The 19,804-nt window shown below is 32.8% G+C and carries 19 protein-coding genes; 9 read left to right on the forward strand and 10 right to left on the reverse strand.

All coding sequences use genetic code 11. From position 1 onward, the window contains the following. Positions 1 to 30 precede the first annotated feature (30 nt). From IW18_RS18765 to yajC, 3 genes are all read left to right on the forward strand, one after another. Positions 31 to 1,140 carry a Glu/Leu/Phe/Val family dehydrogenase gene (locus IW18_RS18765; protein ID WP_041519692.1) on the forward strand — a complete coding sequence of 370 codons (1,110 nt, stop codon included), beginning with the start codon at positions 31 to 33 and terminating at the stop codon, positions 1,138 to 1,140. A 273-nt stretch (positions 1,141 to 1,413) separates the two neighbouring features. After that, on the forward strand, positions 1,414 to 2,325 hold the full coding sequence (gene nusB, locus IW18_RS18770; protein ID WP_041519770.1) for a transcription antitermination factor NusB: 912 nt from the start codon (positions 1,414 to 1,416) through the stop codon (positions 2,323 to 2,325). 121 nt (positions 2,326 to 2,446) lie between these two features. After that, positions 2,447 to 2,719 carry a preprotein translocase subunit YajC gene (gene yajC / locus IW18_RS18775; RefSeq protein WP_026981843.1) on the forward strand — a complete coding sequence of 91 codons (273 nt, stop codon included), beginning with the start codon at positions 2,447 to 2,449 and terminating at the stop codon, positions 2,717 to 2,719. A gap of 292 nt (positions 2,720 to 3,011) precedes the next feature. Here yajC and IW18_RS18780 read toward each other — a convergent pair whose 3' ends face one another. The 4 genes from IW18_RS18780 to IW18_RS18795 form a co-directional block, all read right to left on the reverse strand. Then, complete coding sequence (locus IW18_RS18780; protein WP_041519696.1) at positions 3,012 to 3,599, reverse strand: YdeI/OmpD-associated family protein; 588 nt, start codon at positions 3,597 to 3,599, stop codon at positions 3,012 to 3,014. A gap of 1 nt (position 3,600) precedes the next feature. Next, entirely contained in the window at positions 3,601 to 4,878 is a 1,278-nt protein-coding gene (gene pepT / locus IW18_RS18785) for a peptidase T (RefSeq protein WP_041519697.1), read from the reverse strand. A 112-nt stretch (positions 4,879 to 4,990) separates the two neighbouring features. Further along, entirely contained in the window at positions 4,991 to 6,127 is a 1,137-nt protein-coding gene (locus IW18_RS18790) for a formylglycine-generating enzyme family protein (protein ID WP_041519699.1), read from the reverse strand. A 102-nt stretch (positions 6,128 to 6,229) separates the two neighbouring features. Next, positions 6,230 to 7,180 (reverse strand): DUF6515 family protein, encoded by a 951-nt coding sequence (locus tag IW18_RS18795; protein ID WP_041519701.1) that lies wholly within the window; start codon positions 7,178 to 7,180, stop codon positions 6,230 to 6,232. Between the two features lie 488 nt (positions 7,181 to 7,668). Here IW18_RS18795 and IW18_RS18800 point away from each other — a divergent pair, with 488 nt between their 5' ends. Then, a complete protein-coding gene (locus tag IW18_RS18800) occupies positions 7,669 to 8,703 on the forward strand; it encodes a quinone-dependent dihydroorotate dehydrogenase (protein ID WP_041519703.1) in 1,035 nt (344 codons plus the stop codon). On the opposite strand, the gene IW18_RS18805 is transcribed toward IW18_RS18800, so the two are convergent. Together IW18_RS18805 and IW18_RS18810 are read right to left on the reverse strand one after the other, a co-directional pair. Beyond that, on the reverse strand, positions 8,689 to 9,402 hold the full coding sequence (locus IW18_RS18805; RefSeq protein WP_041519704.1) for a DUF3307 domain-containing protein: 714 nt from the start codon (positions 9,400 to 9,402) through the stop codon (positions 8,689 to 8,691). The two genes, IW18_RS18800 and IW18_RS18805, sit on opposite strands and share 15 nt — an antisense overlap. Then, on the reverse strand, positions 9,399 to 10,013 hold the full coding sequence (locus IW18_RS18810; RefSeq protein ID WP_041519706.1) for a SatD family protein: 615 nt from the start codon (positions 10,011 to 10,013) through the stop codon (positions 9,399 to 9,401). Before IW18_RS18810 ends, IW18_RS18805 begins: the two co-directional genes overlap by 4 nt. A 182-nt stretch (positions 10,014 to 10,195) precedes the next feature. On the opposite strand from IW18_RS18810, the gene IW18_RS18815 reads away from it, so the two are divergent. From IW18_RS18815 to guaB, 5 genes are all read left to right on the forward strand, one after another. Then, complete coding sequence (locus IW18_RS18815; protein WP_041519708.1) at positions 10,196 to 11,062, forward strand: hydroxymethylglutaryl-CoA lyase; 867 nt, start codon at positions 10,196 to 10,198, stop codon at positions 11,060 to 11,062. Positions 11,063 to 11,113: 51 nt separating this feature from the next. After that, positions 11,114 to 11,422, forward strand: coding sequence for a hypothetical protein (locus tag IW18_RS18820; RefSeq protein WP_240475582.1), 309 nt, complete (start codon positions 11,114 to 11,116; stop codon positions 11,420 to 11,422). A 109-nt stretch (positions 11,423 to 11,531) separates the two neighbouring features. Further along, positions 11,532 to 12,089: a hypothetical protein gene (locus tag IW18_RS18825; RefSeq protein ID WP_041519712.1), complete on the forward strand. Its 558-nt coding sequence runs from the start codon at positions 11,532 to 11,534 to the stop codon at positions 12,087 to 12,089. Next, positions 12,086 to 13,486 (forward strand): DUF5723 family protein, encoded by a 1,401-nt coding sequence (locus IW18_RS18830; protein ID WP_041519714.1) that lies wholly within the window; start codon positions 12,086 to 12,088, stop codon positions 13,484 to 13,486. Before IW18_RS18825 ends, IW18_RS18830 begins: the two co-directional genes overlap by 4 nt. A gap of 245 nt (positions 13,487 to 13,731) precedes the next feature. Continuing rightward, entirely contained in the window at positions 13,732 to 15,204 is a 1,473-nt protein-coding gene (gene guaB, locus IW18_RS18835) for an IMP dehydrogenase (RefSeq protein ID WP_041519716.1), read from the forward strand. A 230-nt stretch (positions 15,205 to 15,434) separates the two neighbouring features. Here guaB and IW18_RS18840 read toward each other — a convergent pair whose 3' ends face one another. The 4 genes from IW18_RS18840 to IW18_RS18855 form a co-directional block, all read right to left on the reverse strand. Then, positions 15,435 to 16,577 carry an FAD-dependent oxidoreductase gene (locus IW18_RS18840; protein WP_041519717.1) on the reverse strand — a complete coding sequence of 381 codons (1,143 nt, stop codon included), beginning with the start codon at positions 16,575 to 16,577 and terminating at the stop codon, positions 15,435 to 15,437. A 287-nt stretch (positions 16,578 to 16,864) separates the two neighbouring features. Beyond that, positions 16,865 to 17,740: a L,D-transpeptidase gene (locus IW18_RS18845; protein WP_041519719.1), complete on the reverse strand. Its 876-nt coding sequence runs from the start codon at positions 17,738 to 17,740 to the stop codon at positions 16,865 to 16,867. A gap of 105 nt (positions 17,741 to 17,845) precedes the next feature. Continuing rightward, a complete protein-coding gene (locus IW18_RS18850; RefSeq protein ID WP_041519720.1) occupies positions 17,846 to 19,045 on the reverse strand; it encodes a hypothetical protein in 1,200 nt (399 codons plus the stop codon). Between the two features lie 195 nt (positions 19,046 to 19,240). Continuing rightward, positions 19,241 to 19,804 (reverse strand): hypothetical protein, encoded by a 564-nt coding sequence (locus tag IW18_RS18855; protein ID WP_052480231.1) that lies wholly within the window; start codon positions 19,802 to 19,804, stop codon positions 19,241 to 19,243.

Consider the following 19,804-nt stretch of genomic DNA (forward strand, 5'->3'; position numbering starts at 1 on the left):
ATAATTTATAACTAAATAAATACTATCGCTATGGATGCAACTTTCGCAACTGGAAAGGAACTTCAAAAAATGGATCCTGTTTTTGGCCAATTATCTTTTGATGATCACGAACAAATTGTTTTTTGCAATGACAAAGATACAGGTTTAAAAGCAATTATCGGTATTCATAATTCGGTTATGGGGCCAGCTTTAGGAGGTACAAGAATGTGGAATTACAATACTGAATGGGAAGCATTAAACGATGTTTTGCGTCTTTCAAGAGGTATGACATATAAATCTGCCATTACCGGATTAAATATTGGTGGAGGTAAAGCAGTAATTATTGGTGATGCTAAAACGCAAAAAACACCTGAATTAATGCGTAAGTTTGGAGAATTTGTTCACTCTTTAGGAGGTAGATATATTACTGCTGAAGATGTTGGAATGGAGACTAAAGATATGGACACTGTTAGAGATGTAACGCCTTATGTTACTGGTATCTCTGAAGAAAGAGGTGGCTCAGGAAATCCTTCTCCTATAACAGCTTACGGTGTTTATTTAGGAATGAAAGCTGCTGCTAAAAGTCAGTTTGGTACTGATGTTTTGGATGGTAAAAAAGTTTTAGTTCAAGGAATTGGTCACGTAGGTGAAGCTTTGGTTGAGTATTTAACTAAAGAAGGAGCTATCGTTACTATTACAGATATTAATGAAGAAAGATTACTTCAGGTTGCTGCAAAATATAATGCTGCAATTTATACAGGTAATGATTTGTATACTGCAGATGTTGATATCTACGCGCCATGTGCAATGGGAGCAATCATTAATGATGATACAGTAAACAAAATTAAAGCTAAAGTTATTGCTGGTGCCGCAAACAATCAGTTGGCAGATGAGAATGTTCACGGTTTAAGGTTACAAGAAAGAGGTATTTTATATGCTCCTGATTTCTTAATCAATGCTGGTGGAATTATCAATGTTTATGCTGAATTAGAGCATTACGGTAAGGCCGAAATCATGACAAAAACCGAAAATATCTACAATACTACTTTAGAAATTATCGATTATGCTGTGAAAAACGGAATGACAACTCATAAAGCAGCGCTTACAATTGCTCAAAATCGTATCGATGCGAGAAGAATTGAGAACGCAGCTAAAAAGTAATTTTTAGTTTACAGTTTACAGTTTACAGTCCCAGTCCCAGTTTTCACTTTTGAAAATTGTGACTGGGACTTTTTTATGCCCTTCTAGTGAAAACTGAGACTGAAAACCGCGACTTTTTTAACCACTTTCTGCAGTATTGAAAACTGAGACTGATAACTGTGACTAAAAATTGCGAATTAATTTTAATATAAGGATTGAAATTGCTAATTTTGCAGACTAATTTTTAAATGTTCTTACAAGGTGGTAAATAGAAGACACATACGCGTTAAAGTAATGCAATCCATTTATGCAATGCATCAAAGCGGTTCTGACAATATGGAAAAAGAAGAGAAATTTCTTTTTTACAGCATTGATAATATTCAGGACTTATATCTTATAATGCTTTCTTCATTGATTGAAATTTGCAAAAAAGAATCTGTTTTTTTACATCTTTCAAGTAAAAAACATCTTGCAACTGCTGCAGAACGTAATCCGAATGAAAAATTTATCAATAACAAAATTTTTCAACTTCTTGCCGAAAGTAATTCTCTAAGTATTGCTTTAGAAAATCGTAAAATCAACAATTGGTCTTTAAATGATGATTATATCATTTTACTTTTAAATGATATTAAGTCAAGTGATTTGTATGCAAAATACATGAGCACAACCACAAATACTTTTGAAGAAGACAGACAATTTCTAATTGATTTGTTTGCTGATGTAATTGTTCCAAATGAAAAATTGTATGAGTATTTAGAAGATGATAAATTGACATGGGTTGATGATATTCCGGTTGTAAATACACATATCATTAAACAATTAAAAGCAATTAAAACTCAAGATCCAGACGATTTTAGAGTACCAAAGTTGTATAAAGATGTTGAAGATAAAGATTTTGCAAAAGATTTATTTAGAAGAACAGTTTTAAACGAAACTATTTTTGCAAAAGAATACGATGATAAAACACCAAATTGGGACAGTGAAAGGATTGCTGAAATTGATACTATTATCTTAAAAATGGCAATTTGCGAATTCTTGAAATTCCCTTCGATTCCAGTAAAAGTAACTCTTAACGAATATTTAGAAATTGCAAAAGAGTATTCTACACCAAAAAGTAGTATTTTTATCAACGGAATTTTAGATAATCTTGTTAAAGAGCTGACAGCTAATAAAAAGATGATTAAAGTGGGTAGAGGTTTAATGTAAGATTGGAAAAACTCTAATTTTTTTAAATTCAAAATTTAAATATTGTCGCTCTAAGCGTCTCTAGGCTTCGTGAGAAGATTTAAAACATAATATTAATAACAAAAAATAAAAACTGAATACTATGCAAGATTTAATGAAATTTGCTCCTTATTTACTAATGTTTGTAGTGTTGTATTTCTTCATGATTAGACCACAACAAAAAAGAGCAAAAAACGAAAAAGAATTTGAAAGCGGCCTAAAAGTAGGTGATAAGATAATTACAAAAAGTGGTTTTCACGGTAAAATTGTTGAGCTTGCAGAAACAAGTGCAATTATCGAAACAATGTCTGGAAAATTAAAAATTGAGCGTTCAGCTATTTCTATGGAAATGAGTGCTGCTTTGAAAAAAGCATAATTTTTAAATTACAATCCCGAAGTCTCGGGATAAAATCCCAAATTCCAATATGGAGTTTGGGATTTTTTTGTTTAAAGCTTGCAATTGTACACAATCTTGTCATTTCGACCGAAGAGAGAAATCACACTAGAGACTCCGCAAACATTGTCGCCAATCTTTGTCAATTCACTAGTGCGATTTCTCGTTCCTCGAAATGACAAAAATGAGAAAACCTTTGTCAAAGTTTTAAACTTTGACAAAGGTTTGTCTTTGTAATCGTTGGGGTTCAGGATTTTCTAATTTGGAATTTAATTTACCTGTATTTATCATTCAAGCCAACATTATTCAAAATCATCGGAATCACTTTTTCGATTCGTGATAATTTAGTTTTCTCTTGTTTAGCAGTTTCAATATATTCTAAGAATTCATATTGTTTATAAGGACTAAATTTTTGGAAAGCTTCTGCTAAAGTTGAATTCTGATCTAATTCTTTTAGAAAAAGTTCAGAAACGATTGCTTCTTTTTTTGTTGGTTTAATGATTTTTCCTTGCTTTTCGTTTTCAATAGCTTCTAAAATATATTCTAAAACTTCAACCTCGTTTACTTCTTCTTTTGATGTAAATCGCCATTGGCGCATAGATTTAGTTTTGTCTTCCTGCGCATTGATAAGCCGCTTTTTTTCATCTTTTAAAAAAACACCGTTGAGAAACCAAATCGCAAAATAGTTTTTAAAACCTCCAATTCCAATAACGTTTTTTTTGTTGTAAACATAAATAGGGCCGCCCCATTTTATGGTTTCAACAAGTTCAGTTTTGTCAATAATTGATTTAAGGAAAAGAAGTTCTTCTTCCCAATTGTTGACTTTGTCCCAAACGTGTTTTTTATCAGAAGTTGGTTCCAATTTATCTTTTTCTTTTAGGTTTTTCAGCTACATCAAAAATACCAGGAATTGCTGTTAATTCTGCAATTTTTACAATTACATCAGTTGCTTTCTGGATGCTTTCAGCGGGAACATATTCGTATTTTCCGTGAAAATTATGTCCACCGGCAAAAATGTTTGGGCAAGGTAATCCCATGAATGATAATTGCGACCCGTCAGTTCCTCCGCGAATTGGTTTAATGATAGGTTTGATATTTAATTCTCTCATTGCTTTTTCGGCAATATCAACAATATGTTTTACCGGAAGCACTTTTTCTTTCATATTGTAATATTGATCTTTTACTTCGGCAATTACGATATCTTCACCAAATTGTTTGGCAAATTTTTTATTGATCTTCTTAGCGATTTTACCAATTAAATCTTTTCGTTTTTCGAATTTTAATTTGTTGTGATCACGAATAATCAATTCTAAAACAGTTTCTTCAATGCTTCCTGTTAAGTGATGAACATGGAAAAAACCTTCATAGCCTTTTGTTTCCTGTGGAGTTTCACCTTTTGGGAGTTCATTGATAAAATCATTTGCAATCAATAACGAATTGATCATTTTCCCTTTGGCGTAACCAGGATGAACGCTTTTTCCTTTAAAAGTTATTTTTGCTCCGGCCGCATTAAAATTTTCATATTCTAATTCACCAATTTGGCTTCCATCCATAGTATATGCCCATTGAGCACCAAATTTTTCAACATCAAAATGATGAGCGCCACGACCAATTTCTTCATCAGGAGTAAAGCCAATTCTAATTTTTCCGTGTTTAATTTCAGGATGCTGAATTAAATATTCCATTGCCGAAACAATTTCAGTAATTCCGGCTTTATCATCGGCTCCTAGCAAAGTAGTTCCGTCGGTAGTAATGATCGTTTGACCTTTATATTGTAGTAAATCTTTGAAATAACTTGGAGATAAAACAATGTTTTTTTCAGCGTTTAAAACAATATCTTTTCCGTCGTAATTCTCAATGATTTGTGGTTTTACATTAGCTCCACTAAAATCTGGCGAAGTATCAAAATGCGAAACAAAACCAATTGTTGGTACTTCATGTTCTACATTGCTAGGTAAAGTCGCCATGATGTAAGCTTTATCATCTATAGTAACATCTTTTAAACCAATTGATTTTAATTCTTCAACTAGTTTGTTTGCAAGATTCCATTGTTTTTCAGTACTAGGCGTTGTTTGTGAATTTGGGTCTGATTCGGTATCAATAGTTACATAACTAATAAAACGATCTATGATATGTTGCATTTTTTTAATTTTTTAGCAAATATAGGTAATTTTTTAAGTCAATATATTTGAGATTTATTCCCATAAAAAAAGGACCCTATTTAGAATCCTTTTTTTTAGTGTTATTTCTTATTTAAATACTTTTTACACATCTAAAACCAAGATGATTGGCTGCAGAACGTACTTCACCTTTTCCTCTTGTTCCAACCATATAGCGCGTGCAGTATTGGTCTGTACATAAAAATGAACCCCCGCGATGAACGCGTTTTATTTGAGATGGATCAGTTGGATCATTGTAAGCATCGGGGCCTTGTGGGTTTTTTGCAACTTTTCCGCTTTCGTTTAACGTTTTATAGTAATCTACACTATACCAGTCGTTAGTCCATTCCCATACGTTACCAGCTACATCATAAAGACCGTATGAGTTTGGTGCATATTGTTTTACAGGAGCAATACCTTTAAAGCCATCTTCGCCTGTGTCTCCGTCTTTAATTGGAAAATGTCCTTGGTAGATATTGGCTTGAAATTTTCCTTTTGGTTTTAAAACATTTCCCCAAGCATAAATTTCTCCAGTTTTTCCACCTCTGGCGGCGAACTCCCATTCAGCCTCTGTTGGAAGTCTTTTTCCTGCCCATTTTGCATAAGCTTCCGCATCTTCATAAGCAATATGTACAACAGGGTATTTTTCTTTTCCTTTTATAGAGCTTTGTGGGCCTAGAGGATGTTTCCAGTCAGTTTGAGGAATATAATTCCACCATTGCAAAAAATTATTCAAGTTTACTGCGGATGGTGTTGGCGTAAAAATTACAGATCCCGCAATTAAATCTTCTTCTGCGGCTGTTGGAAACTCTTCTTTAGTAGGTTTTTGTTCTGCAACAGTAACATATCCGGTTGCATTAACAAATTTCGCATATTCCTCATTGGTAACTTCGGTTTCATCCATATAATAACCATCTACATATACACGATGTATGGGAGCTGCATCTTTTGTTACACCTTTTAAACTGCATAAACTTTCGTCTTCGACATTGCTTCCCATAGAGAATTCGCCTCCCGGAATCCATACCATTCCTTGTGGTGCTTTGTTGGCAGGTTTTTTCTTGTTCTCAATTGTGGGCTTAAATGCCGATTCGGCTGTTGTATTTGCTGTTTCTGCACAATCCATGGCTACCAAATTTTCTTTGGGATGAATAAGTTTGGTGTAGCCAAAAGCTATAGAGATGATTGAGATTGTCAGTATGGCAAAAATCCAGTAGGTTTTCTTTTTCATTACAGTTATTTTTAATCTAATTGTGGTTGTTAATTAATTGAGGATAAAGTTATAAAATATATCTTTATTAATTTCTATTTATTTGATATGGTTACTATAGTTTTAATTGTCTTTCTCAACATTAACAACTTCATATTTGTCTTTTCCATCAACTTGTACAGGTTGATAGTATGTTTCTCCAAATTTTACATATTTAACATCTCCAATAGTAACTTCTTCTCCGCCTTCGGGCAATTTATCGACTAATGTTCCTGCTGTTGGTGCTACAACTTTATAGTTGCTTCCGTCTTTTTCATAATAGGTTCCTCCGTAGTAATAGTTATTAACCGTTCCGGTGTTTACGGTTTCGGCTCCGCTGGGAATATTATTTACGGTTCCTCCAACTGGAGCAGGCACGGCGGTATATCCTCCACTTGACGATGTGTACCAAACGCCTTGATCGTAATGATATTTTTCATTTTCGACGCTAACTACAATTGCGGTAACAGCTAGTGTTGCAACAAAAAATCCCCACGGATGCCAAACTGGTCCCCAATAAAATGGAGCGTAAGGACGAGGGTAATAAGGATGATAACAATTGTATCTATAACCTCCATAACGATATGGGGGACGAACATAGGGTCTTACTCCTGGTCTTACATAAGTATTACGATTGTTACGAACATGTACACTATTGTTCACGTTAATATTTACGTTGTTTCTATTTCTATTAACCGTATTTCCACTAATATTGGTGTTTCTATTACCATTATTATTTCGATTTATAGTGTTTGAGTTTGCATTGTTGGGTCTTGTAGCTCTGGTTCCTGAACCGTTATTACCGGGTCTGGTTGTGTTTGCCGATTTTCTAATTCCAGAATTGTTATTTCCGGATCTATTTACAGCAGGTCTTGATTGCGTTGCTGGTCTTACTCTTTCTGCTCCGCCTGCGCCACCTCTATGAGCTCCACCGCCGCCACGACGTTGGGCTATACTATCAATTGAAATCAAAAAAAATGATCCCACTAAGCACATTAGTGCTGTTTTTCTAAGAGTTTTTTTTATGTTTTTCATTTTCAGTGTTTTATGAGTATTAAAATTATAAAAAAAAATAAGAATGTTAATCAAAAAATAGTGAAAATCATTTTATTGACGTTTTGATTAAGTGTTATTTAGTCAAGTTGAGAAGTGGGTTTTGTCATTGTTTAGTTTGTAAATAATTTGTTTGGAAAGCCGTTCGATTTGCTTAAAAAAAGTAAATGTGATAACATATTATAGGTCTTCTACATAGAAATTTTTCAATTGAGGAAGCTTAACAAATGTATAGTGGTTTTTGAAAAAATATTTATTATCACATTGGTAACTATTTGTTTAAAAGGTTTCTATGACCAAGTTAATATAATTAGATGAATCATTTTGTTTTTCGAGTAAAAAAATAAGGAGTGTTTTTCTTTCAAATATTATAACATTAATATTGTAATCGAAACTGTTTTTTATAAATTTTAGACACTTTCAAGTATTATAATTAAATTTGCAACCGAAAACACACACACAACACTCATATGTATAAATTGATAATTCGCCCGCTACTTTTTTGTTTTGATCCAGAAGAAGTACATTACTTTACTTTTTCATTTGTTAAATTCATTTCAAAAATTCCAGGAGTTTCATCAATTATAAAATCAATTTACGAAGTAAAAGATACTCGTTTAGAGCGTGAAGTTTTCGGAATTAAGTTTAAAAACCCTGTTGGTCTTGCAGCAGGATTTGATAAAGATGCCAAATTATACAAAGAGCTTTCGGATTTTGGTTTTGGTTTTATCGAAATAGGAACTGTAACTCCAGTTGGTCAGGAAGGAAATCCTAAAAAACGTTTGTTTCGATTAAAAGAAGATCAGGCTATTATTAACCGAATGGGTTTTAATAATGGAGGGGTTTTGGAAGCCGTAGAACGTTTGAAAAAGAATTCGGGTGTTTTGATTGGTGGAAATATAGGAAAAAACAAAGTTACGCCTAATGAAAATGCTGTTGACGATTATATTATTTGCTTCGATGCTTTGTTCGATCATGTAGATTATTTTGTGGTAAACGTAAGTTCTCCAAATACACCAAACTTAAGAGCTTTACAAGATAAAGAACCTTTGACGGCTTTATTGCAAACTTTGCAAAACAGAAATGTTGAAAAGCAAAAAACAAGTACTCAGAAAATAAAACCAATTCTTCTAAAAATTGCTCCGGATCTTACAGACGAGCAATTGTTGGATATTATTGATATTGTAAAAACAACTCAAATTGCAGGTGTAATTGCTACCAATACAACTATTTCAAGAGATGGATTACAATCTGAAAATCAATCTGAAATGGGTGGATTGTCAGGAAAACCATTAACTAAACGTTCGACAGAAGTGATTCGTTTTCTATCGGAAAAAAGCAATAAAGCATTCCCAATTATTGGAGTGGGAGGTATACATTCTGCAGATGATGCAATCGAGAAATTAAAAGCAGGAGCGAGTTTAGTGCAATTGTATACTGGTTTTATTTATGAAGGTCCAGCTTTGATAAAAGCAATTAATAAGAAAGTTTTAGAGCAATTGTAAAAGCGCTTGCACGATTAATCCTGTAATAATAGCAGTTCCAAAACTTATCAAAGTACCAATCAGGACATATTCAGTAAGTTTCCTGTCTTTGGCTTCTTTTAAGTCTCCAAATCTAAAAATAGATTTTGCGGCCAGCAAGAATCCAATTGCTTCAAAATGTCCAGTTAAGATAAAGCAAAATACAAATAATCGTTCTAATATACCAATGTAATTTCCTGCGCTAGCGAGTGAATTATCCTGATTGCTATTTTGACTTTCGGGATTCCAGATCGAAATAATGGTTTTAATAAAAATGGACGTTGGCTTAGTGATGAATAAAATCCCGGTTATCAAAATCCAAAATTGATTGCCGAATCCATGAAAAGTTATTGGTTCGTTTTTGTAAATCAATACAACTCCAATTAATATCAAAATATGAGCAATCTGGTCTACAATAAACCAAGTGCGTTTTGTTTTCTTGGTCTGAAAATTTAGTTTAATTAAATCGATAAAACCATGTGTAATGGCAATGAAAGTGGCGTAAGGTATAAACTGAATTTCTCCAACCAAAATTGTAGCCAAAACTCCATGAAGTATAATGTGAAGATATAAATAAATACTTTTATGTTTTTTAGCCTCTTTGTGAGAAACCCAAGAGTTAGGTTGCCATATAAAATCGCCTAATAAATGCGCTAAAAGTAGTTTTATAAATAAAATCATGATACTTTGATTTGTTTTATTTGTGTTCTAAAATAACGGTCTAAATTCATTATCAAGTCAAATTGTGCTCGTTTTTGTCTTCGGCTCACTGCTGCCTGATTGATGCCAATTTTTTGCCCTAACTCTTCTTGAGATAAAGTTGGATTTTCTATTGCCATAGCTACAAACTCTGCAGGTTGTGCCAGCCAATTGTCCATAAAAGTCAAAGCAAGCTGAAGCATTAAATTTATTTTTTCGTCAAAAACAGCATCTCCCGTTCGTATTGCCAATGTTACTTTTAGTTTCTTTAAAGTTTCGAAGAGTTCGCCGGAATGAATAAAAGCAGAACCATTGCTTTCGGATATTTTCTCCGCATTATACGTTTTGTCTCCAATACCAATGCTCATTCGCGCATCTAATTTTAAAGCCTTTAAACGTGCTTTTATTAGAATGGCAGACAAGAGCGCTTCTTCAGGGTTTTTAACTTCGATTTGAAACTCATCACCTCTGTAAATCTCCCATTGACTTGGTGTTTCGCCAAACGGAGACAAGATTTTTTTTAAATCTTCAACCCAATCTTTGGTTTTTTGCTGTCTTGACCCAATGATATCACCTGTAATTACGCTTGTCATAAATCAAATATAATTAAAAATAAATAAACTTTACTATTACAAATATATGTAATATTTTTAATTATTACACTTTTATGTAATATTGTGTGTTATTACAATATTGTGTAATGTATAATTAATAAAAATTATAGTTTTTATTTCTTTAAAAAAGAAACTAACTTAGCTTCATAAAAGAGTAAGCTTTGAGTAAAGAAATCAAGATTATCGAATGTCCTCGTGATGCTATGCAAGGTATCAAAACTTTTATACCTACAAAAAACAAGGTTTCTTATATACAAGCTTTGCTTAGAGTGGGTTTTGATACCATTGATTTTGGAAGTTTTGTATCTCCAAAAGCCATTCCGCAAATGCAAGACACAGCCGAGGTTTTGGCACAACTTGATTTATCGCAAACTTCAAGCAAATTACTGGCTATAATTGCCAATACCCAAGGTGCAACATTAGCTGCAGAACATGAACCTATTCAGTATTTAGGATTTCCTTTTTCTATATCTGAAAATTTTCAGATGAGAAATACCCATAAAACTATTGCAGAATCTTTAATAACACTCGAAGAGATTCTTGAAATAGCCGATAAAAAAAATAAAGAAGTCGTAACCTATCTTTCAATGGGTTTCGGAAATCCGTATGGAGATCCCTGGAATGTTGAAATTGTTGGCGAATGGACAGAAAAGCTGGCAGGAATGGGCGTTAAAATCTTATCGCTTTCAGATACCGTTGGAAGTTCAACACCAGAAGTCATTACGTATCTTTTTTCTAATTTAATTCCAAAATATCCCGAAATAGAATTTGGAGCACATTTACATACCACTCCAAATAGTTGGTTCGAAAAAATTGATGCAGCAGCAAAGGCCGGTTGTGCTCGTTTTGATGGAGCAATTCAGGGTTTTGGCGGGTGTCCAATGGCTACAGATAAACTAACTGGAAATATGCCGACAGAAAAATTAGTTTCTTATTTTACTGCCAATAAAAAAACAACAGGTTTAAATTCTCTAAGTTTTGAAAGTGCTTATAACGAGGCTTCAAAATTGTTTGGGAAATTTCATTAAAAGAAGAATTCAGAACAAATAATTAGACTAATGAAAGATTTTGAAATTTGGATGGAATTTGAGGCGGTAGAGCCAAGTTATTGGGATATAGAGAATGAGTTTTGTAATATCCAAGTTAGAATGAAAGATGGTAGAAAGTATGGAATCAATGTATGGACTTATGATTTTCTAAAAACAGCAATAGAATATGATAAAAAAAATGGATATAAACTTGATGGTTTATATCAAATTCCACCTGACTTATTTGTAAAAGAATTAACCAGAGATTGTATCGAAAAAGCAATTCAGGATTTATTAGATATAGATAATAATCTTGAAAGAGTGTTGAATTCGAGTATAGTTTCACAAACTGATATTTAACTTTAATAGTGTTAGATTAGCAAAGAATAAAAAGTTTATATTTACCATCAAAGCACATAATAAGTAATAAAAGAACAGCGTTGTTTATTATTTAGATATAAAAGAAGCCATGAAAATAGCCCCCCCTACTAAAAGAATTTTTAAGTTACTGCTTTTCTCAATTTTATTCATTTCATGTTCGAGTGATCTGGACTTCGATCAAGTAAAAGATCTAAAATTAGAGCCCGTTATCGTGGCAAATCTGGCTTATTTTGATGTAGCCGCAAATAAGTTTGTTGATAATGGTATGGAGCAGCAAATACCATTTGATGTACAAAATTTTAATGTTTTTAAAGATCAATATTTTAGAGATAATTTGGCTAAAGCCGAATTTAATTTTGAACTCGAAAACACTATAAATAGAGCTTTTACTCTCAATGTATTATTTCTAAATGATAATGATCAAATTCTTCAAAGCATAAGACTTGCTATTCCTGCATATTCAGGAACGTCAAATGTTATAAAATACCCTACAGAAGTATTTGAAAATCAAAGATTAGATTTATTAAAACAATCTACAAAAATTGGTTTTGTGGTTATAATGGCAGCAGGTCCGCCATTAAACGAAAATAGTGTAGGGAGTTTAAAACTACGTTCAAGTGCAACAGCATACATGGTAATACAATGAGAAAAGTATACTTAATTTTAATGCTGGCATTCCAGCTTACAGTTTTTGCCCAAAACAAAGAAGTATTATATAATTTCACTGCAATACCACAATCGTCACTTGTAAATCCAGGAGCGGATGTTTCGTATAAATTCTATTTTGGAGTACCGGTTTTATCCGGAATTTCGGCCAATTTAGGATCCAGTAGTTTTTCGGCATATGATTTATTTGCAAATAATGGAGTCGATTTTAATGATAAAGTTCGAAATATCGTAAACAATTCGTCGAGCAAAGACAAAGCACAAGCCAATCAACAACTTGAGATATTCTCAGGCGGTTTTAGAGTAGGAGGAAAAGACAGTCAATCATACGTTTCGTTTGGAGTATATCAGGAATTTGATTTTCTAGCATACGTACCAAAAGACGAAGCTATATTAGCATTAGACGGAAACAGAGATCATATTGGTGAATCATTTGATTTGGGAGATATTAATCTTAGAGCCGAAGTCCTTTCTGTATTTCACGTGGGATATCATAAAAAACTAAATGAAAAACTTGTTTTAGGTGGTCGTGCAAAGTTGTACTCAAGTGGAGCTAACGCTACATCGACTAAAAATTCTGGATATATTTATACCGGACAAATGGCAGGAACGCCCAATTTGTATACCCAAATTATTTCATCCAACTTAGAACTTAAAACTTCTGGTATTGCTGCTTTTACAAAAGACGAATATGATGGAAGTATCCCAAAAGATGTTGTACACAATACTTTTTTTAATGGAAGTTTGGGGTTAGGTTTTGATGCCGGATTGACTTATTATATTAAAGAAAATTTACAGCTTACAGCAAGTGTCGTTGATCTTGGTTTTATAAGACAATCAAAAGATATTCAAACCTTAACTTATAAAGGGGAATATAAATATGATGGAGTTAATCCTAATTTTGATTCGACAAATCAGCCAAAAGATGTTTTTGATGAATTTGATAAAGCCATACCACGTGATACACTTTATAATAAGTACACGACTTGGCGACCAACAAAGTTTTATTCGTCAATTCAATATTCATTTGGAGAATCGCGCTCTGATGACGAATGCAATTGCAAAGGAAAAGTTACCAGAAAATATGTCAATGCAGTAGGTGGACAATTGTTTGCAATGTCAATGCCAGTGGAGCCTTTTGTAGCTTTAACTGCTTTTTATAAACGAAACATATTCGAAAAACTTGATTTTAAAGTGACTTATACTATCGATCAATATTCAGATAAAAATATAGGTTTGGGGCTTTCGGGAACACTTGGAAAACTCAACATGTATCTTCTAGTTAATAATGTCTTAGAATATAAAGACGTATCCAAAGCCAATAGTATAGCATTTCAATTTGGTTTCAATTTTGTTTTCCAAAATTCTGAAGATTAATTTTTAAAATTCCAATATTTTAGAAATTCCAAATTCTAATTTTTGGGGTTTCGGGTTTATTGGAATTTGGTTTTTTTTGCATGGAATTTAAAGGATCAGTTGGAATTTGGGATTTAGAAAATTGAAATTTAACTCTTGAGTTATTTGTGAGATCTTTCCTGTAAACGTAATTTTATGAATAAGTTAGTATTCAAGTTTCCAATTTATTCACTATATTTGCACGCAATTCAACTAGAAATTGCAACATGATAGCACACAACTCCAAGATTATCGGCGAAGGTTTAACTTACGACGATGTATTATTAGTACCTAACTACTCGAATGTGCTTCCTCGCGAAGTGAGTATCAAATCAAAATTCTCAAGAAATATAACGCTAAACGTTCCAATAGTATCAGCTGCTATGGATACCGTTACCGAAAGTTCTATGGCAATTGCTATGGCACAAGAGGGCGGAATTGGTGTTTTACATAAAAACATGACCATCGAGCAGCAAGCTGCAAAGGTGAGAAGAGTAAAACGTGCTGAGTCTGGAATGATTATCGATCCGGTAACATTACCAATGACTTCTACGATTGCAGATGCAAAAAACGCCATGAAAGAATTTGGAATTGGCGGTATTCCAATCGTTGACGAAAACAAAATCCTTAAAGGAATTGTTACCAATCGTGATTTGCGTTTCGAGAAAAACGGAGCAAAACCAATCGCTGAGGTAATGACCAGTACAAACTTAGTTACTGTTGCCGAAGGAACTTCATTAGAACAAGCCGAAGTAGTTTTACAAGGACATAAAATCGAAAAATTACCAGTTGTAAATGCTAACTACGAATTAGTTGGTTTAATTACTTTTAGAGATATTACAAAACTGACTCAAAAACCAATCGCAAACAAAGATGTTTTTGGTCGTTTAAGAGTAGCTGCTGCAATTGGAGTTACTGGCGATGCAGTTCAAAGAGCAGAAGCGTTAGTTGCTGCAGGAGTAGACGCCATCATTATCGATACAGCACACGGACATACCGAAGGTGTTGTAAATACTTTAAAAGAAGTAAAATCAAAATTTCCTCAAATCGATGTAATTGTTGGAAACATCGCAACTCCCGAAGCTGCTAAATATTTAGTTGCAAATGGTGCCGATGGTGTAAAAGTTGGAATTGGACCTGGTTCTATTTGTACAACTCGTATCGTAGCTGGTGTTGGTTTTCCTCAATTTTCAGCAGTTTTAGAAGTTGCTGCCGCTATTAAAGGAACTGGTGTTCCGGTTATTGCAGATGGTGGAATTCGTTATACAGGAGATATTCCTAAAGCAATCGCTGCTGGTGCTGACTGTGTAATGTTAGGATCGCTTTTAGCAGGAACAAAAGAATCTCCGGGTGAGACAATTATCTTTGAAGGAAGAAAATTCAAATCGTACCGTGGAATGGGTTCTGTAGAAGCTATGCAAACAGGTTCTAAAGATCGTTACTTTCAAGATGTTGAAGACGATGTTAAGAAATTAGTTCCAGAAGGAATTGTTGGTCGTGTGCCATACAAAGGAGAATTGAACGAAAGCATGCTTCAGTTTATTGGAGGTCTTCGTGCTGGAATGGGATACTGTGGTTCAAAAGATATTCCGACTCTACAAGAAACAGGACGTTTTGTTAGAATTACGTCAAGCGGAATTACAGAAAGTCATCCGCATAATGTTACAATCACAAAAGAAGCTCCAAATTATTCCAGATAATTTTTAGTTTTCATTATAAAAAAAGGCGTAAGATTTTAATTCTTACGCCTTTTTTGTTTTAATAGTTTTCTATTGTCATTTCGACGAAGGAGAAATCACACTAGTTATTCAGCAGATTGTTACATTTAGAAATGGAGTTTCGTGTGTGATTTCTCCTTCGTCGAAATGACAAAACCACTTCTTAATTGTAGAATTTTTAAAATGAACTTATAGCAATTATATGTTGAAAATCAAGTGCCACGACTGTTTAAAATTTCTTCGGTCGAAACATCTGAATGTAATAATTGTTCCATTTTGTCCGTCATGCGCTGTGCTTCTAAAGCGTAGTTAAACATCTTTTGTTCATAATCGTCAATAGCATCTTGAAGTGTTTCAAATTGACCATTGGTTAAATTTTCGGTCAGTTGAAAGGCATCCATTAAACCTATATTTACGCCTTCGCCGGCAAAAGGTGGCATAAGATGTGCAGCGTCGCCAATAAGAGTAATATTTGAATGTTTTTTCCAGGAATCTTCTAACGAAAATAATCGCAGTGGCAATCCTGAAAAATCAGTTGAAGCCGAAAAGAAGTTTTTGTAATCGTCGCCCCAATTTTCAAAAGTTTTGTTCAAAAATGCTCTTATAGAGTTGTTGTCTTCAAAATTAAGATTGTGGTTTAAAATCCAATCTTCATCTGCTTTAAATGACACTCCAAAATGAACTGAACCATCGCGCAAAGTATGGGTATAAAACATTTTTTGTTCTCCCATCGCCATCACATTCCCATTCCCGTATTTAGGTTTAAAATTGGGATAATCTTGGTCGAGATTAGCAATTTCGCCCTGAATGATATAAGTTCCTGAAAGTTTTGGTTCCTTATCGGTAACAAATTTTCTGGCGTTAGATCTACCGCCATTGGCAACAATTACAAAATCGGCAATTATTTTAATACCATTTTTAAATTCTAAATGATATTGGTCTTCTATTTGTTCGATATCAATTAAATGGCTGTCCCAGATAACCGTATTTTTCTTAAGATTTTCGAGCATGATTTTTCTCAAATCATTGCGATCAATTTCTGGACGAGAATATGCATTTTCTTCGTCGGGCATTTCTTCAGAAGTAATGTTTCCATGCATATCAGCCATTTTTTCACCAGTTGGCCTTGCATAATGATAAAACTTTTTCATTAAATCTGCTTTTTGAATCGCCTTTTGTCCTGAATCCAAATGTATATCAAGTGTTCCTCCCGAGGTTCTGGCCTGTGCATTTAAATCTCTTTCGTAAACGGTTACATCTGCACCATTAATTTGCAAAATTCTAGCTGTTGTTAAACCAACTGGACCACCGCCAATAATGACGATCTTTTTATTTTTTATAAGTGAATTGTTCATCTCAAGTTTAATAAATGGAATTAATTATTTGCAAATATAAAAATAATAAATAAACGTTCATTCATTTATGACTGAAAGTTTTTAAAAGTATGAATTTGAAGGGCTTTGAGATGTTATATTATACAATTACACAATTGAATAGATTGCAGCTTCAGCTGGAGAGCAAAGAATATTTAGAGATCGGTTTTAGCTCAATTTCACATTTATTCTTCAAAAAAAACAGCCAAAACCATTTAAAAAATGATTTTGGCTGTTCTTAATTTTATAATTTTTGTTGATGAAGTATTTTATGGAGTAGTAGTTTGTTCTGCTTCTCTTAATTTCTGATTTTCTAAAATTGTCTGAATAAAAGGCTGTGCTTGAGTTTCTATCTCATCTTCTGAAATATCTAAAGCTTTTGGGTTTTTGACTAACTCAAACCAAGGTTTTGGAGCGTCAAAACTATAATTTCCAAAAACGATAACCGGAGTTCCTTTTACTTTTACATTTTCCTTATCCTTCAATATCCATTCGTCTGCCCATTTATATAAAAATTTGGCATCATTTTCTTGTAGTCTTAAGCAGGAATGTGATGCTGGATATCCTGGTAGTTCATATTGATGAAAACCAACTCCTAGTTTATTTTCAATATTGAAATTCCATTTTAATTCCCATTCGTCATTAAAAGTACTCGTCGTTTTTTCGGCTTTCCAATTCGTAAAAAATAATCCGGTTGGAGTAGGATCTTTTTTTCTACCCATATTGGTTGGCCCCGTAAGGACAAGTTCACCGTTTTCGTAAGCAGCAAAGGTTTGAGTAGGATAGGAGAAAATAATCACTTTTGATACTTCTTCTAAAGCTTTAACATGTACAGGAAATGGCAGGTAATAAACTAAATCGCCCGTAAAATCAGCTGGAATTACAACGGAGTCCATTTTAGTAAAATGTGACTTGTCTGTTCTATTTATGGCGTATGCAATACGAAGTTTAACGCTGTCAGCTTCATTTACTTTGAGCCACTCTTTTGTTTTTTCGAAATGATACGAGACTGATTTTGGTTTTATATGCTCAATAGTTTTTTTTGGCTTTATTTTAGTTTCGTTTGTTTCATTCTTTTTGCAAGAACTTATTAAAACCAAAACAACCACTAGTAAAATATTTGATGTGTAATATAACTTTCTCATAAATAGAATTTTTTAGTATAGTAAAGTTATTTTTTTAATACTTAAATGAATTACACAATTTACTGATTTGGTTATTTGATTTTCATTTATTACCTCATTTATTCATTATTTTACAGTTTGTATAAAATCACTAACAATTTTATAATCACTATTTTTAATTAAAATCCTGTATTCTCCTTTTTCCAGTATTAAATTGCTTTTTCCAGATGCATCTAGAAGCTCAATAATGTCAGCGGGAATACCTTTTTTTTCATATTCATTAATTCGATATGCCAATACTAATGCTGGGTATTCCTTAATTTTAGTTTTTTCAATTTTAACTGTTTTTCTTTCTTTTGATAAACTTAGCCAGTCTGGTCTATTGTTAATGTATTTTGTAACGGGATATATAATTGTGCAATCGATTTTTTTAGAATCATCAATAGCTCCGGTAAATATTTTATTGTCTTTATTTACCATAATAACTGGGTAATCCCGATTAACCAATTGAATATATGGAGAGTTTAACGTTGGAATTCCTTTTTCAGAATAATAGGTTTGATCAATTGTAAAAGGGTTTATACCTGTCATTTCTATAATTCTGCCAGCCATTGCTTTATCCCAAGTTGTAATGCTTGGAACGCCTTCAATAATGTGCTCATATCCGCAATGAATCAGGAATTTAGAATTAGGGTTTTCTTTCATTAATTTAACAATGTTTTCAGCTTGCTCTATTTCTCTGGTTTTACCACCATCATTTACTCGTGAAGTGCCTTCATATCTAAAAACAGTAAATCCAATTTTTGTAGCTTCCTGAATTAAATTGCCAAATTGAGATTCTTTGGTATAAAAACCGCTTTCTAAAACTGCAAACCCTCTGTTATCCAGATTTTTCCACAACGCCTCTAATCCGAGAAATCGATATCCATTATTGTATAAATCCTGCAATAATGATGTTGTAAAAACTCGATGTCTGGAATTGTTATGTGCTTCGTTTATTAGAATGATTCGCTCGTTTTTTGAGCGATCAATTATATATTTCTTTGCATTTACAGGTTTAAAAGATTTAAAATAAAGGCTGTCTTCTGTAGAAATAGTTTTTTTTTCCAAAGTATCTGAAGCAGATTGTTTGTCCCATGTTTCAAGACCTTGTTTATAATAACTGCTTATAGAATAATTTGTAGCAGCTACTTGATATCTCGACAAATTTTTGTCATTTTCGAAGTTCGTTTTTATGTCTTTTGAAAAAAGGTAAGTTTCTTTTTCTGCTTGTGAGTAGGCTTTTGATGTTAGAATTAGTAAAAAGATCATTTTTAATTTCAACATTTTATTCGTTTTAGTTGTTGGATATAATTTGCTATAATTAATCTAAAATAGCAAAAAATATCTTACACTAATCCTTTTATCTTAGCGTGTTGTAATAATAAAATAATTTTAGTATTTGTAATTTTACCAGATTGAATCATTGTAAAAGCTTTATCAAAATGACACTCAAAAATTCGAATATTTTAAGTTTTGATGCTATACTATAGATTTCATTTGATACAAATCGTCGAGAATCAATTTAAAGACCTTAAGCACAGATTTTAAAATTTCCATATTATCAACTTCACCATCCATATAGTAAGATAGTTCATATTCTCCTTCCGGAAGTTTCTTTTCCCAAATACCTTCTTGATCTGAGATTTGAATATTGACTTCTTTTTGAGATTCGAGCAGATTTCTAATTTCTTTATTTCGTAATAATGTTTTTATCTTAAACTCATTATTGCTTTTAATTGTAAAGGCTTTGTCAAATTCTGGATAACCAATCTCAACATCCTGAGCGCCAAAAAGTTTTTCGATTTTGCGAATAAATCCTTCACGATAAATTTCAAATTTAAAATTATCTGTAAAAGTGATAGGTGCTACAACTCGAGTCATTTGTGTGCTGTATTTACCAGACCATAATGTGTAATTGTCAAAAATAATTTTCCAATTTTTGTATTCAATTGTGTTTGAGTCAGAACGCCATGAATAACCTTCTTTAAAAGTACCGTTAGTTTGTTTTGCAAATTCTTGCCAGAAATTGATTTGGTTTTTCAT

The sequence above is a fragment of the Flavobacterium hibernum genome (assembly GCF_000832125.1).
Lineage (GTDB): Bacteria > Bacteroidota > Bacteroidia > Flavobacteriales > Flavobacteriaceae > Flavobacterium > Flavobacterium hibernum.

Excerpts from the sequence above, each read along its gene's own strand:
- IW18_RS18765 (WP_041519692.1), top strand. The coding sequence starts at position 31 with ATGGATGCAACTTTCGCAACTGGAAAGGAACTTCAAAAAATGGATCCT.
- nusB (WP_041519770.1), top strand. The coding sequence starts at position 1,414 with ATGCAATCCATTTATGCAATGCATCAAAGCGGTTCTGACAATATGGAA.
- yajC (WP_026981843.1), top strand. The coding sequence starts at position 2,447 with ATGCAAGATTTAATGAAATTTGCTCCTTATTTACTAATGTTTGTAGTG.
- pepT (WP_041519697.1), bottom strand. The coding sequence starts at position 4,878 with ATGCAACATATCATAGATCGTTTTATTAGTTATGTAACTATTGATACC.
- IW18_RS18790 (WP_041519699.1), bottom strand. The coding sequence starts at position 6,127 with ATGAAAAAGAAAACCTACTGGATTTTTGCCATACTGACAATCTCAATC.
- IW18_RS18795 (WP_041519701.1), bottom strand. The coding sequence starts at position 7,180 with ATGAAAAACATAAAAAAAACTCTTAGAAAAACAGCACTAATGTGCTTA.
- IW18_RS18800 (WP_041519703.1), top strand. The coding sequence starts at position 7,669 with ATGTATAAATTGATAATTCGCCCGCTACTTTTTTGTTTTGATCCAGAA.
- IW18_RS18805 (WP_041519704.1), bottom strand. The coding sequence starts at position 9,402 with ATGATTTTATTTATAAAACTACTTTTAGCGCATTTATTAGGCGATTTT.
- IW18_RS18810 (WP_041519706.1), bottom strand. The coding sequence starts at position 10,013 with ATGACAAGCGTAATTACAGGTGATATCATTGGGTCAAGACAGCAAAAA.
- IW18_RS18820 (WP_240475582.1), top strand. The coding sequence starts at position 11,114 with ATGGAATTTGAGGCGGTAGAGCCAAGTTATTGGGATATAGAGAATGAG.
- IW18_RS18825 (WP_041519712.1), top strand. The coding sequence starts at position 11,532 with ATGAAAATAGCCCCCCCTACTAAAAGAATTTTTAAGTTACTGCTTTTC.
- IW18_RS18830 (WP_041519714.1), top strand. The coding sequence starts at position 12,086 with ATGAGAAAAGTATACTTAATTTTAATGCTGGCATTCCAGCTTACAGTT.
- guaB (WP_041519716.1), top strand. The coding sequence starts at position 13,732 with ATGATAGCACACAACTCCAAGATTATCGGCGAAGGTTTAACTTACGAC.
- IW18_RS18840 (WP_041519717.1), bottom strand. The coding sequence starts at position 16,577 with ATGAACAATTCACTTATAAAAAATAAAAAGATCGTCATTATTGGCGGT.
- IW18_RS18845 (WP_041519719.1), bottom strand. The coding sequence starts at position 17,740 with ATGAGAAAGTTATATTACACATCAAATATTTTACTAGTGGTTGTTTTG.
- IW18_RS18850 (WP_041519720.1), bottom strand. The coding sequence starts at position 19,045 with ATGTTGAAATTAAAAATGATCTTTTTACTAATTCTAACATCAAAAGCC.
- IW18_RS18855 (WP_052480231.1), bottom strand. The coding sequence starts at position 19,804 with ATGAAAAACCAAATCAATTTCTGGCAAGAATTTGCAAAACAAACTAAC.